General features: G+C 63.5%; 15 protein-coding genes and 1 pseudogene. 9 read left to right on the top strand and 7 right to left on the bottom strand.

The annotated features are described in order from the left end of the window. Entirely contained in the window at positions 1-645 is a 645-nt protein-coding gene (locus CMI59_RS14535) for a helix-turn-helix transcriptional regulator (RefSeq protein ID WP_293328953.1), read from the bottom strand. A 192-nt stretch (positions 646-837) separates the two neighbouring features. Here CMI59_RS14535 and CMI59_RS14530 point away from each other — a divergent pair. The 3 genes and pseudogenes from CMI59_RS14530 (at position 838) to arsC (ending at position 2622) form a co-directional block, all read left to right on the top strand. Further along, positions 838-1197, top strand: a pseudogene (locus tag CMI59_RS14530) (DUF952 domain-containing protein). Positions 1198-1202: 5 nt separating this feature from the next. Further along, the gene (locus CMI59_RS14525) at positions 1203-2243 is read left to right on the top strand and encodes a quinone-dependent dihydroorotate dehydrogenase (protein ID WP_293328952.1); all 1041 of its coding nucleotides are present in this window, start codon (positions 1203-1205) and stop codon (positions 2241-2243) included. A 19-nt stretch (positions 2244-2262) separates the two neighbouring features. Then, entirely contained in the window at positions 2263-2622 is a 360-nt protein-coding gene (gene arsC, locus CMI59_RS14520) for an arsenate reductase (glutaredoxin) (protein WP_293328951.1), read from the top strand. On the opposite strand, the gene CMI59_RS14515 is transcribed toward arsC, so the two are convergent. Genes CMI59_RS14515 through CMI59_RS14505 form a run of 3 tightly spaced genes read right to left on the bottom strand, consistent with a single transcriptional unit; the run spans position 2609 to position 4892 of the window. Next, positions 2609-3955, bottom strand: a complete 1347-nt coding sequence (locus CMI59_RS14515) for an MATE family efflux transporter (RefSeq protein ID WP_293328950.1) — start codon at positions 3953-3955, stop codon at positions 2609-2611. The two genes, arsC and CMI59_RS14515, sit on opposite strands and share 14 nt — an antisense overlap. Further along, positions 3952-4377 (bottom strand): PaaI family thioesterase, encoded by a 426-nt coding sequence (locus CMI59_RS14510; protein WP_293328949.1) that lies wholly within the window; start codon positions 4375-4377, stop codon positions 3952-3954. Before CMI59_RS14510 ends, CMI59_RS14515 begins: the two co-directional genes overlap by 4 nt. After that, positions 4374-4892: a PaaI family thioesterase gene (locus CMI59_RS14505; protein WP_293328948.1), complete on the bottom strand. Its 519-nt coding sequence runs from the start codon at positions 4890-4892 to the stop codon at positions 4374-4376. Before CMI59_RS14505 ends, CMI59_RS14510 begins: the two co-directional genes overlap by 4 nt. Before the next feature lie 287 nt (positions 4893-5179). Between CMI59_RS14505 and CMI59_RS14500 the strand changes: the two genes are divergently transcribed. The 5 genes from CMI59_RS14500 (at position 5180) to CMI59_RS14480 (ending at position 9336) form a co-directional block, all read left to right on the top strand. Beyond that, a complete protein-coding gene (locus CMI59_RS14500; RefSeq protein WP_293328947.1) occupies positions 5180-5872 on the top strand; it encodes a TetR/AcrR family transcriptional regulator in 693 nt (230 codons plus the stop codon). Further along, on the top strand, positions 5869-6903 hold the full coding sequence (locus CMI59_RS14495; protein WP_293328946.1) for an alpha/beta hydrolase: 1035 nt from the start codon (positions 5869-5871) through the stop codon (positions 6901-6903). The genes CMI59_RS14500 and CMI59_RS14495 overlap by 4 nt, the downstream gene beginning before the upstream one ends. Positions 6904-7137: 234 nt before the next feature. After that, the gene (locus CMI59_RS14490) at positions 7138-7719 is read left to right on the top strand and encodes a TMEM165/GDT1 family protein (RefSeq protein WP_293328945.1); all 582 of its coding nucleotides are present in this window, start codon (positions 7138-7140) and stop codon (positions 7717-7719) included. A gap of 66 nt (positions 7720-7785) precedes the next feature. Beyond that, entirely contained in the window at positions 7786-8772 is a 987-nt protein-coding gene (locus CMI59_RS14485) for an NADPH:quinone oxidoreductase family protein (protein WP_293328944.1), read from the top strand. Positions 8773-8775: 3 nt separating this feature from the next. Next, complete coding sequence (locus CMI59_RS14480) at positions 8776-9336, top strand: DUF1131 family protein (RefSeq protein ID WP_293328943.1); 561 nt, start codon at positions 8776-8778, stop codon at positions 9334-9336. A 17-nt stretch (positions 9337-9353) separates the two neighbouring features. Here CMI59_RS14480 and CMI59_RS14475 read toward each other — a convergent pair whose 3' ends face one another. The 3 genes from CMI59_RS14475 to CMI59_RS14465 form a co-directional block, all read right to left on the bottom strand. After that, the gene (locus tag CMI59_RS14475) at positions 9354-10232 is read right to left on the bottom strand and encodes an SDR family oxidoreductase (protein ID WP_293328954.1); all 879 of its coding nucleotides are present in this window, start codon (positions 10230-10232) and stop codon (positions 9354-9356) included. A 131-nt stretch (positions 10233-10363) separates the two neighbouring features. Continuing rightward, positions 10364-10648, bottom strand: coding sequence for a DUF6460 domain-containing protein (locus CMI59_RS14470; RefSeq protein ID WP_293328942.1), 285 nt, complete (start codon positions 10646-10648; stop codon positions 10364-10366). A 30-nt stretch (positions 10649-10678) separates the two neighbouring features. After that, on the bottom strand, positions 10679-11521 hold the full coding sequence (locus CMI59_RS14465; protein ID WP_293328941.1) for a mechanosensitive ion channel domain-containing protein: 843 nt from the start codon (positions 11519-11521) through the stop codon (positions 10679-10681). Between the two features lie 112 nt (positions 11522-11633). On the opposite strand from CMI59_RS14465, the gene CMI59_RS14460 reads away from it, so the two are divergent. Next, positions 11634-12178: DEAD/DEAH box helicase (locus CMI59_RS14460; protein ID WP_293328940.1), on the top strand; the 545-nt coding region annotated here is incomplete at its 3' end.

Here is a 12178-nt window from a genome sequence, read left to right as displayed (position 1 = left end):
TTACTGGCTGGCCCAGAGAATGCGGGCGAGCCAGATCAGTTCCCGGGCCGGAACCCGGATCGTCTCATAGGCCGGGTTGAGCGACAGAAGCTCGATCTCGCCCTGCATGCGGCGCCCCAAGGCCTTTGCCAGAACCTGACCGTCGGCGGTTTTGGCCACCACGCGGTCGCCGCGCCGGATACTGGCATTGGGCGACACGATGATGATGTCGCCTGCCCGGTAAACCGGTTCCATGCTGTCGCCGGAGATTTCCAGCGCATAGGCATTGGGGTCGGCAATGGCGGGAAAGGCGATCTCTTCCCAGCTCCCGCCCACCGGAAATCCCGCATCGTCGAAAAACCCGCCGAGACCGGCCTGTGCAAATCCGATCAGCGGCACGCGATGCGTGTGTTCGCCTGCCGTCTCGCCATCCTCGACCAGCGTCAGAAATTCGTCGAGGCCCGCGCCGGTCGCCTCCAGCACGCGCGAAAGGCTTTCCGTGCCGGGCCAGCGCGGCCGTCCGGCAGGGGTGAAGCGCTTGGATTTGTTGAAGGAAGTCGGGTCCAGCCCCGCCGCCCGGGCAAGCCCGGAAATGCTCAGGCCGCGATGCGCGGCCAGCTTGTCGATCGCCGCCCAGATGCGGGCATGGGTCATTTGACGCGGCATGCGGCAAGCTCCCTTCCGGATATGACGCGAGCGCTGAATAAAATCCTATTTCCGCAATCTGGCATGATTTCGGGAATCGCGCCATATGGAGCGCGGCCCCGGCAGGCCCCGGCAGGCGACGGCGCGCCAGCTTGTGAGGGGGCATCCCCGCCGCTAGAGTGCGCGCACTTCGCGAGAAACATCAGACGGCTTATGACCAAAACCATCTTCAAGATAGTGGGCGCGCATGAATGGCACGCCGCCGAAGCGGAGTGACGGTTCATCGGCTCGCCTGTCGATCTCGATGACGGTTTCATCCATTTCTCGACCGCGGCGCAGGTCCGCGAGACCGCGGCGCGGCACTTTGCGGGCCGCAAGGGCCTGTTGCTGGTGGCCGTGGATGCGGACGCGCTGGGCGAGGCGCTGAAATGGGAGCCCTCGCGCGGCGGCGACCTCTTTCCCCACCTCTATGACGTGTTGCCGATGACGGCCGTGACCGGCGTGCACGACCTGCCGCTGGGGCCGGAGGGCGGGCATGTCTTTCCGGCGGCGGTCATGGACGGGGAGAGCTGAAGCGGATGAACCTCTTCCCGCTCGCAAGGCCCTTTCTGGGCCTGATGGATCCCGAGACCGCGCATCGCAACACCATTCGCGCGCTGAAGCTGGGCCTTGTGCCGGCTGGAGGGGCCGACCCCGCTGAACTGGGAATAGACCTCTTCGGACTGCATTTCCCCAATCCCGTCGGTATAGCGGCGGGCTTCGACAAGAATGCCGAAGTGCCCGACGCCATGCTGCGCCTTGGCATGGGCTTTGCGGAAATCGGCACGGTGACGCCGCGCCCGCAAGCCGGTAATCCGCGCCCCCGCATCTTCCGCCTCACGCATGAGCGTGCCGTCATCAACCGGCTCGGCTTCAACAATGAAGGCCATGCGGCCGCCAAAGGCCGCCTTGAGGCGCGGCGCGGACGGCCCGGCATCGTCGGCGTCAATATCGGCGCCAACAAGGACAGCGAAGACCGCATCGCCGATTATGAAACCGGCATCCGCGCTTTCGAGGGGCTGGCGAGCTATTTCACCGTCAACATCTCCTCGCCCAACACGCCCGGCCTGCGCGCGCTGCAGAACAAGGCGGAGCTCGAAACGCTGGTGACGCGGGTGCTGGCCGCGAGGGCGGGCGCAACGCCGGTCCTGCTCAAGATCGCGCCCGACCTGACGGATGAGGAATTACAGGACATCGCCGATGTGGCCGCCGAAAAAGGCCTCGACGGTCTGATCGTTTCCAATACGACGATCGCGCGCGAGGGGCTGGTGCAGGGCGCCCGGGCGGGGGAAACCGGCGGCCTCTCCGGCCAGCCGCTTTTCGGTCTGTCGACGGCCATTTTGCGGCAGATGTACAAGCTGACCGGCGGACGGATACCGTTGGTCGGCGTCGGCGGTATCGGCAGCGGCGCGGACGCCTATGCAAAGATCAGGGCCGGCGCCTCGCTGGTGCAGCTCTATACCGCGCTCGTCTATGAAGGGCCGGGCCTTGTCGGCGCCATCAAGCGCGACCTGACCGCGATGCTGAAGGCCGACGGCTTTGCCCGCGTGCAGGACGCCATCGGTCAGGATACGGAATAATTTTCGAAAGGGACAGGCGATGACTGCCGTAACGATGTACCACAACCCGCGCTGCTCGAAATCGCGCCAGACGCTCTCCCTGCTGGAGCAGCACGGTATCGTCCCGGACATCGTGGAATATCTGAAAACGCCGCCCACTGAGGCCGAGCTGAAAGGCATTCTGGAAAAGCTGCGCATGAAGCCGCGCGATCTGATGCGCAAGAAGGAAGAGCCCTACAAGGCCCTCGGCCTCGACGATGAAAGCCTGAACGACGAGCAGCTTGTCAAGGCGATGGTGGAAAACCCGATCCTGATCGAACGCCCCATCGTGGTCGGAGAATATGGCGCGAAGATCGGCCGCCCGCCGGAAGACGTGCTCGATCTCTTCAACGAGTGGTGAGGCCCTCCGCCTCCGCGGCGGCTCTGACGCGCGGATAGTAGTAGAACAGCGAAGCGGCGCGCAGGAGATAGAAGATCATGAAGGCGCCCCAGAGCCCGTGATTGCCATAGGCCGGCGCCAGCAGCCACCATGCCAGAAGGAAGAGCGCAAGCGTGACGATCATCGCATTGCGCATTTCCACCGTGCGCGTCGCGCCGATGAAAATGCCGTCGAGCTGAAAACTCCACACCGCCAGAAGCGGCGTCAGCACCGCCCAGGGCAGAAAGAGGCGCGCGGCGTCGCGCACATGCGGCGCGGTCGTCAGCAGGTCGATGAATGACGGACCGCCCGCGAGGATAGCGACGGAAAGGAAAACCGCCGTCCCCGCCGCCCAGACGGTGGAAATGCGCACGGCTTCGGAAAGCCTCTCCCGTGTGCGCGCGCCGATGGCCTTGCCGACCAGCGCCTCCGCCGCATAGGCGAACCCGTCGAGGAAAAAGGCGGAGGTGGAGACGAACTGCATCAGCACCGCATTGGCGGCAAGCTGCACATCGCCCATATCCGCGCTCTTGGCCATGAACCAGGCAAAGGCGAAGACGAGGCAGAGCGTGCGGATCATGATGTCGCGATTGACGGTGATCGTCCGCCGGATGCGTTCTGCATCGAAGAGCTTGGCGCGGTCCCAGTGCCCGCCCATCCGTTTGAGCGAGGCGGCGGCAATGGCAAGCCCGGCAAGCGCGGCCATGATTTCGGCAATGGCCGTCCCCGCGGCGATGCCTTTGACGCCCCAGCCGAGGCCGACGACGAACGTGATGTCGAGGACGAGGTTCGTGCCATTCAGCAGCAATTGGAGCGCAAGTGCGGTGCGCGCCTTGTGCCGCCCGATGAACCATCCCAGCAGCGCGAAGTTGGCAAGCGTGAAAGGCGCCGACCAGATGCGGATGGCGAAATAGTCATGTGTGTGGCGCTCCACCTCCGCGCTGCCGTGAAGAAGCGAAAAGGCGATCTTGCCGATGGGCCATTGCAGCATGATGAGCGCAAGGCCCGCGACGCCCGCGATGATGAGCGCGCGCCCCAGGCTCGTGCGCACTTCGTCCATATCGTCCGCGCCGAGCGCCTGCGCGGTGAGCCCGGTCGTCCCCATGCGCAGGAAGCCGAAGCCCCAATAGAGAAAGCTGAAGATGGTCGCACCGAGCGCGACGGCGCCGATCAGCGCCGGGTCGGGGATCTGGCCGATGACCGCCGTATCGACAAGCCCCAATAAAGGCGTCGAGACATTCGAGATGACGATGGGACCCGCAATGGCGAGGACGCGGGCATGCGTGACCCTGTCGGGCGACGCATTCTCGCTCATGCTTCCGCTTCGTCGGGCTGCTTCAGCAGGAAATGACCATGCGCCGCGGCGATGGGCCGGGACTTGTCTTCCTGCCAGGCTTCCACATGCACCGTGGCGACGCGCCGTCCCTGCTTGGTGATCGCGGCGCGGGCGAAGGTGTCTTGCGGTTTGCCCGAGCGCAGATAATCGATGGTGATGTTGATCGGCTTGGGCGGCGCGTCGATCCCCGTTTCGAAGGCGAGCTGAGCCATCGCCGTCATTTCAAGGAAAGCACCAATGGCGCCGCCATGCAGCGCCGGGAGTACGGGGTTGCCGATCAGATCTTCCTTGTAGCGCAGCACAGTAGTGATCTCGTTGCCGCGCCGGTCGACGCCGACCCCGAGAAAACGCGCATAGGGAATGCGATCGAGAAACAGGCTCAGATCTTTCGTCTCGCTCATTCCGCTTTTCCTCCGCCAAGAACCTGATCCGCCTGCTGACGAAGCTCTTCCGAAATCGGCATGGGCATGGCCCGGTTGGCCGCCAGCATGAAGTTGCCGACACAGGTGGCGATCGGATCTTCCTCGTCTTCGTGATAGGCCGCGCCGCGTACAAAGGCGATGTTCTTCGTCACCTTGTAGCAATGCGTATGCGCATTGAGGTCGAGCTTGGGCGTGGCGGGCTTCATATAGTCGATCCGCAGGTCGAGCGTCGCGATCGCGATGCGCTCGGGCAGGGAAAGCTGGACGGCGATGCCGCAGGCATTGTCCAGCATGGCGGTGATGACGCCGCCATGCAGCACGCCGGTTTCGATGTCGCCGACCAGATCCTCGTTATAGGGCACGCTGAGCCAGGCCTCGCCGCGCGCGGCATCCTCGACTTTCATGCCGAGTGCGCGTGCATGCGGTACATGCTCGATCAGCACATCCTTCATCATCCGAATCTGTTCGGGGGAGATATTCGTCTGGTCACTCATGGTCACTCTTGCCTTGGGCTGCCGCCGGCCGCGAAACGGCGCTAGTAGGGCGTCCGGGCGTCGTCGTGTCAACTGCGCCCTGAAAGGGAATAACCTATACCGGATTTCTATGTGATTCTGCCCGATACCGAGGTGCGCTTACGCAACTGTCTGAAAGAAAAGCGGTTTTTGCGCCCTGGGATGCATTCTCAAAGTTGACGTTGATTCACTTTTGTCTAGACTCGGGCCCAACATGAAATCAGGGTCAGCCGCCTCGGCGGCGGGCCGGTGGGGGCACTGGAACCAGTATGAAAGATAGCGTGGAAGACGCTGTGAAGGAGCGGGCGGAAGGCAAGCCCCTCGGCAAGCGAGAACGGACGAAAATCAACAATCGGGAGGCCATCCTTCAGGCGGCGCGGGGCGTCTTTGCCGATCTGGGCTATGGCGCGACGACGGTGCGCGACATCATCCGCCGCACAGGCCTCGCCTCCGGCACCTTCTACAATTATTTCCGCAGCAAGGAAGAAGTGTTCGAGGCGCTGATGGATGAAGGCATGCGCCGCATCCGCCCGCGCCTGCGCGCGGAGCGCATTCGCTCGCGCACCTTCGAAGACTTCATCCGCAATGCGCTTCACGCCTATTTCGAATATCTCGCCTCCGACCGGGAGACGTTCGAGGTGATGCGCCGCAATCCGAACACGGTGCGCGTGCGCATGGAGACGGCGGAAATGATCGCCGGTTTTGAAGAGATCCGCGAATATATGGAAGAGGATATTCGCAACGGCACGCTGCCGCCCGTGGATTCCGAATATCTGATGGCATCCGTGGTCGGGCTCGCCATGGAAATGGGCGACCGCATGATCGCGCGCGACAATGTCGACCCCGCCGCCGCGGCGGAGTTTGCGACGGCGCTGGTGCTGGGCGGTTTCCACAATCTGCCCGTCGCAGGCACGGCGCCCGCGGCCTCCGGCGCGAACGACCGCAAGGACGACGGCAAATGAATTTACAGAAGCTTGTCATCCGTGGCCTGATGAAACTGCCCGAGGGCGCTCTCCTGCGCATGTCGGGCGGTGAGCCGCTCTCCATCGACGGAAGGGTGATCGATCCGCGCGTGCAATTGCTTGCGGTGCAGGGCGCGAAGGCCCCCTCGCTTACCACGCTCGACCCGGTGGCCGCCCGCGCGGCGGCGGCGCAGGGCCTGGCGCTTCTGGACGATGCGCCGCGCGCCAATGTGGCGATCGACGAAGTCGTCATGCCGGGGCCCGGCGGCAGGCTGGCCGCGCGTCTCTACCGGCCCAAACATGCAGCCGGCCCGCTGCCCGGCCTCGTCTATTTTCATATGGGCGGCTGCGTGATCGGCGATCTGGATACCTGCGAGACTTTCTGCAGCATTCTCGCCGGCAGCGCCAATTGCGCGGTTCTGTCCGTCGACTACCGTCTCGCACCTGAGCACAAATTTCCCGCCGCGGTGGACGATGCGCTGGCCGCCTATAAATGGGCTGAGGAAAACACATCCTCTTTCGGCATGGAGGCGGGCCGTATCGGCGTTGGCGGAGACAGCGCGGGCGGCTATCTCTCCGCCGTCGTGGCGCAGCAAATGAAAGCCGAGGGCGGTCCTGCGCCCGCGTGTCAGCTTCTCATCTATCCGGTAACGGATATGGAGGCGCAAGGCGGGTCGATGGAAAGCTGCTCCGAGGTCTATCCGCTCACCGCCGACATCATGCAATGGTTCATCGACCATTACATCGACAAGCCCGAAGACAAGAAGGATCTGCGCGCCTCGCCCCTAAAGGCGGAGGACCTGTCCGGCCTGCCGCCTGCCATCGTCGTCACGGCGGGCTTCGATCCGCTCCGCGATCAGGGGGCGGCATATGCCGACAGGCTGAAGGCGGCGGACGTGCCCGTCACCTATCGCTGCTATGACAGGCTCGCCCACGCCTTCACCGCCATGTCCGGCACCGTGCCCGCGGCGAAACGGGCCTGCGAGGAAATCGCGGCGGATGTGAAAGCGGCGCTCCACAGCTCGGCTTGAGAAGACGTCACGGCTATGCTACCTGAATGCTGTCCTTAGGGGAGTAGCCTCCCTCCGCCCGCACCGCGCGGGGTCTGAGAGGGGCGGACGTCAACACACTTGGCTCACGCCATGGCGTTCGTGAAAGGTGCCGGATTTTCGGCCCGATTTGGCAAGACCTTTGGTTTCACGCTTTCGCCTGGCCGGGCGGAGAGCGTAAAGCCATTGGTGTATTTGCCCGGCCGGAGCTTCGAGATGGACGCCTTCCTGATTTCCACCGTCACCGTCACCATCGCCGAAATCGGCGACAAGACGCAGCTTCTGGCGCTGATCCTTGCGCTGCGCTTTCGCCAGCCCTGGCCGGTCGTCTGGGGCATTCTCGCGGCGACGCTTGCCAATCACGCACTCGCCGCCTGGGCGGGGGTGGAACTTGCCGGGTTTATGGACCGCGAGCTCATGACCCGTCTCGTCGGCGTCTCCTTCATCCTGATGGGCTTCTGGGCGCTGATCCCCGACAAGGCGCCGGAGGAAGACGCAACGGAACTCGACCGCACGAAAAAGTTCGGGCCTTTCCTTGCCACCCTTGTCGCCTTCTTTCTGGTGGAGATCGGCGACAAGACCCAGATCGCCACGGCGGCGCTGGCGGTGCGTTTCGATTCCGTGCTTCACGTAGCGGCAGGGACGACATTGGGCATGATGTTCGCCAATGTGCCGGTGGTGTTCTTTGGCGAGAAGGTCGCTCAGTTCGTGCCGCTTGGCTGGGTGCGCGCAACCGCCGCGTTCATCTTCATCGCCCTTGGCGCGGTCACGCTGCTTTCCGCCTTCGGGTATCTCTGACGCTTCCTTCGCTCACGCGCTCTGCCTATGCTGCGCGAAACGATATTGAAAAAGAGGGAGGTGCCCATGCGGGCGATGCGTGTGCATGAGCTGTCGGAAGATATTTCCGTTCTGCGAATGGACGATATGGACTTGCCGCCGCCCGGTCCCGGCGAAGTGCGGTTGAAGCTCAAGGCCTGCTCGGTGAACTTCCCCGACATCCTGATGGTGCAGGGCAAATATCAGTTCAAGCCGGAGCTGCCTTTCTCGCCCGGCATGGAGGGCGCGGGCATCGTCGCCGAACTGGGCGAGGGCGTCACGACACTTGAAGTCGGCGATCATGTCGTTGCGGGCTTGCGCATCGGCGGTTTCGCGGAGGAAGTGAACGCATCGGCTGAAGCCTGCCGCCCCATCCCGCAAGGCATGGATTTCGCCAGGGCCGCGGCCTATCCGGCAGCCTATCTCACGGCCTATGTCGCGCTCGTTTGCCGCGGTCATTTGCAACCGGGCGAAACGCTTCTCGTCCACGGCAGCACTGGCGGCGTCGGGCTTGCCGCCGTCGAGATGGGAAAGCTGCTCGGCGCAACGGTGATCGCGACATCGGCGTCGGATGAAAAACTCAAAGTGGTGAAGGCGCGCGGGGCCGACCATGTGCTCAACATCAATGACGGCTTCAAGGACAAGGTGAAGGAACTCACCGGCGGCAAGGGCGCCGATGTGATCTACGATCCGGTGGGCGGCGACGTGTTCGACGAGAGCGTGCGCTGCATTGCCTGGAACGGACGCCTGCTCGTCATCGGCTTCACCAGTGGCCGCATCCCGTCCGTCCCCGTCAATATGCCGCTCATCAAGGGGTTTTCCGTCGTCGGCGTCCGGGCGGGCGAGTATGGCCGCCGCGACCCGGAGGCGGGCAGGGCCAATATCGAAGCGATAGATCGTCTGGCTGCGGAGGGAAAGATCGACCCCTATATCTGCGCCCGCTTTCCGCTGGAAAAGGCGGCTGATGCCATGCGCATGCTGCAAAACCGCGAGGTTGTCGGTAAGGTCGTGATCGAAATGAACGGGGAGAACTGATCGATGGCACGAAAGCCCGGAACCAAGGCGTCGCTCGCGGCGGCCGCGATCCTGTTTCTGGTTGCGGCATGTTCCGGGCCGAAGGCCATCAAGGTCACCGAAGAAGGCGTCGGCCCCATTACCGGCATCACCGCCTTCGATCCCGACGCCGTGTCGGCCCTTCTGCCGGGCACGACGGTTTCGCGTCGGCAGGTCTCGCGCGAGGGAGAGAAATATCCCGTCATCCTCGTCGAGGAAAACAACGAGAAGATGATGGAAGTCGTACCGGACGCGGACGAGCGGTCGGTCGCGGGCGTCATCGTCTTCTCGCCCGGCATTCGCGACATGCACGGCATTCATGTCGGCAGCCTCTATACCGACATCTACAAGAAAGACGACAGGCCTCAATGTCTGCCGGGCGTCGAAGAATATGCCGGACGGCTTTTCTGCCCGGCCGCCGAGTCGACGCGCATCTATTACGAGCTGGCCGGCAAGTGGGACGGGCCGGACGGCAAGGTGCCGCCCGACGCCGTCATTCGGAACTGGAAGGTCACGGCAATCCACTGGCGCGCCAGCGCGGTTTAACCTGCGCCGTTTGACGGTCACACGCTGCGCTGCGCCTTGTCCTTGTCGTTCGCGCTGCGGATCATGTCCCGCATCTGCTCCCAGTCGTCATCCTTGAGCGAGGAGAGCCGCGAGAAATTGCCGCCGCCCGCGGAATAGGCCGCGCCGTCGATGGCGATGGTCTGGCCGGAAAGATAGTCGCAGCCATCCGCCATCAGGAAAGTGGCGAGGTTCTTCAACTCGTCCATCTGCCCCACGCGCCCCATCGGAATGCCGTCGCGTTCCTGATCGCCGTCGGTCGACTGGCCGGGGCTTAGCCGCGCCCATGCGCCTTCGGTGGGGAAGGGACCGGGCGCGATCGCATTGAGGCGGATGCCGTACTGGCCCCATTCGGCGGCAAGCGATTTCGTCATGATGTTGACGCCCGCCTTCGACATGGCCGACGGCACGGTGAAGGGGCCGCCGTTCCACACCCAGGTGGTGAGAATGGAAATGACGCTGCCCGGCACGCCGTCGCGGATCCAGCGCGTACCGCAGGCATGCGTCACATAGAAGGTGCCGTGAAAGACGATATTGGCGATGGCGTCGAAGCCGCGCGTGGAAAGATCCTTGGTCGGAGAGATGAAATTGCCCGCCGCATTGTTGACGAGGCCGGTGAGCGGACCGCTCGCCCAGATCTCCCCGATCATCTCGTCCACGGCTTCGGCAACGCGGATGTCCACGCTACGCGTTTTCACCGACCCGCCATGCTTGTCCATCAGCTCGGCGGCCGTGTCGTCGAGCACTTTCTTGCGGCGCCCGCAAATATGGATATCGGCGCCGAGCCTCAGATAGTCCTCGGCCATTTCCTTGCCGAGGCCCGTGCCGCCGCCGGTGACGAGAATGCGCTTTCCTGTGAGAAGCCCCTCGCGGAACATCGAAACCATGCTGTCCTCCTTGGCCGTTATGACACCGGCCATTCATTATTGCGTTCGGAGAGGAGGATAGCAGCGAGAGCCGCCGCGCCTAGTCCCGCGCCTGGCCGGCGGGACGAGACGCAGCGTCAAACTCAGCTTTGCGGACCGTTCTTGCCGTTGCGTTCGACCAGCACGCTCCAGAGCCGCACGATGATGAAGATCGGAATCACCACGATGGCGCCCAGCATGAAATATTCGCCGGACCAGCGAATGGCGTCGAAGCCCATTTCCCAGACGCGCATGAAAGTGTCGATGAAATCGCGCCACAAATCGATCGGGCGGATGCCGAACACCGCCAGCACGATGCCCACCACCACCGAGGCGATGGCGAGCTTCAGAAGGGTCGGCAGCAGCGGCCCGCCAAGCAGTTTGTCCATATCCGGCATCCTTTGGATTGTTGGGCGGAGCTAGTCCGCGGCATCGGCCACCTGGTAGACGGTACGCGAGGGGAAGGGGATCGTGATCCCTTCCGCGTCGAAACGCTCTTTCACTTTCTTCGTGATCTCGAACTTGGTCGGCCAGTAGTCGGCATTGGCGACCCAGAGACGCATCACGATATCCACGGAGCTGTCATTGAGCCCGATCACGCCGAGGAAGGGCTCGGGTTCCTTCATGCTGCGCGGATCGGCTTCATAGACGGAGCGGATGATGTCCATCGCCTTGTTGATATCGTCGCCATAGGAAATTCCGAATGTGATGTCGACGCGCCGTGTCGGATAGGACGAATAGTTTTTCAGCGGCTGTCCCCAGACACCGCTGTTCGGCACGATGATCTGCACATTGTCCGGCGTGTTGAGTTCGGTGAAGAACAGGGTGAGTTCCTTCACCGTGCCGGCGATGCCGCCGATTTCCACATATTGCCCGGTGCGGAAAGGACGGAAGATGAGCAGCATCACGCCCGCCGCCACATTGGACAGCGTGCCCTGCAAAGCGAGGCCGACGGCCAGACCGGCGGCGCCCATGACGGCGATGAGAGAGGTCGTCTCGATCCCGAACTCGCCGAGCACGGCCAGAAGGGTGGCGGCGATGATGAGGTATCGGACGATGCTGCCGAAAAAGCTCTGCAGCATGTCGTCCTTCACCGGCCCGCGTGCCAGCGCCCGCATGGTCCAGGTCTTTGCGCGCCCGGCAAACCAGAAGCCGACGATAAGGATAAGGATGGCGGCGACGAAGCTGACCCCGTACTGGAGAGCGAAAGGCAGCAAGGCGTCGATATTCTGCTGAACGATGGCGGGCATCTGCGCGAGCATGTGGTCTGGCTCCTGAAGGTTGGGACCCCTGAAAGCGCGCAGTTTCCCATGTTTACGCATATGAAAAAAGACAAGGTTTGCCGTCTTGCGGGGGACAGCTAGGCTCCTCGGCATGAGCGAGTCCCTATCCGCAGCCGACACCGACCTGCTGCCCGGACCCTTCCGGGGCTGGTTCGGCGCGCGCGGCTGGGCTCCGCGGCCTCATCAGCTCCAATTGTTGGAGGTCGCGGAGGCGGGCCGCTCCGTCCTGCTCATCGCTCCCACCGGCGCGGGCAAGACGCTGGCGGGCTTCCTGCCCTCGCTGGTGGAGCTTTCGGCGGGGCGGGGAGGCGGGCTTCACACGCTCTATATCTCGCCGCTCAAGGCACTGGCGGTGGACATCAAGCGTAATCTCGAAACGCCGATTACCGAGATGGGCCTTGATATATCGGTGGAAACCCGCACCGGCGACACGCCGCAGAACCGCCGCCTGCGCCAGCGTCACACACCGCCCGACATCCTGATGACGACGCCCGAGCAATTGGCGCTGCTGCTTTCTTATCCGGATACGGATAAATTTTTCGGTTCTTTGTCATGCGTCGTGCTGGACGAGCTTCACGCACTGGCAAATTCCAAGCGCGGCGACCTTCTGGCGCTGGGTCTCGCCCGCCTGTCGAC

The organism is Parvibaculum sp. (assembly GCF_002684405.1).
In the GTDB taxonomy this organism is placed as follows: Bacteria; Pseudomonadota; Alphaproteobacteria; order Parvibaculales; family Parvibaculaceae; genus Parvibaculum.
This window is presented reverse-complemented; position numbering and strand designations above follow the sequence as displayed.

What these genes read in the sequence shown, in the direction of transcription:
- CMI59_RS14465 (WP_293328941.1), bottom strand. Translation starts at nt 11,521, where the DNA reads ATGCTCGCGCAGATGCCCGCCATCGTTCAGCAGAATATCGACGCCTTG.
- CMI59_RS14475 (WP_293328954.1), bottom strand. Translation starts at nt 10,232, where the DNA reads ATGTTCCGCGAGGGGCTTCTCACAGGAAAGCGCATTCTCGTCACCGGC.
- CMI59_RS14495 (WP_293328946.1), top strand. Translation starts at nt 5,869, where the DNA reads ATGAATTTACAGAAGCTTGTCATCCGTGGCCTGATGAAACTGCCCGAG.
- CMI59_RS14510 (WP_293328949.1), bottom strand. Translation starts at nt 4,377, where the DNA reads ATGAGCGAGACGAAAGATCTGAGCCTGTTTCTCGATCGCATTCCCTAT.
- arsC (WP_293328951.1), top strand. Translation starts at nt 2,263, where the DNA reads ATGACTGCCGTAACGATGTACCACAACCCGCGCTGCTCGAAATCGCGC.
- CMI59_RS14505 (WP_293328948.1), bottom strand. Translation starts at nt 4,892, where the DNA reads ATGAGTGACCAGACGAATATCTCCCCCGAACAGATTCGGATGATGAAG.
- CMI59_RS14500 (WP_293328947.1), top strand. Translation starts at nt 5,180, where the DNA reads ATGAAAGATAGCGTGGAAGACGCTGTGAAGGAGCGGGCGGAAGGCAAG.
- CMI59_RS14490 (WP_293328945.1), top strand. Translation starts at nt 7,138, where the DNA reads ATGGACGCCTTCCTGATTTCCACCGTCACCGTCACCATCGCCGAAATC.
- CMI59_RS14480 (WP_293328943.1), top strand. Translation starts at nt 8,776, where the DNA reads ATGGCACGAAAGCCCGGAACCAAGGCGTCGCTCGCGGCGGCCGCGATC.
- CMI59_RS14470 (WP_293328942.1), bottom strand. Translation starts at nt 10,648, where the DNA reads ATGGACAAACTGCTTGGCGGGCCGCTGCTGCCGACCCTTCTGAAGCTC.
- CMI59_RS14535 (WP_293328953.1), bottom strand. Translation starts at nt 645, where the DNA reads ATGCCGCGTCAAATGACCCATGCCCGCATCTGGGCGGCGATCGACAAG.
- CMI59_RS14485 (WP_293328944.1), top strand. Translation starts at nt 7,786, where the DNA reads ATGCGGGCGATGCGTGTGCATGAGCTGTCGGAAGATATTTCCGTTCTG.
- CMI59_RS14525 (WP_293328952.1), top strand. Translation starts at nt 1,203, where the DNA reads ATGAACCTCTTCCCGCTCGCAAGGCCCTTTCTGGGCCTGATGGATCCC.
- CMI59_RS14515 (WP_293328950.1), bottom strand. Translation starts at nt 3,955, where the DNA reads ATGAGCGAGAATGCGTCGCCCGACAGGGTCACGCATGCCCGCGTCCTC.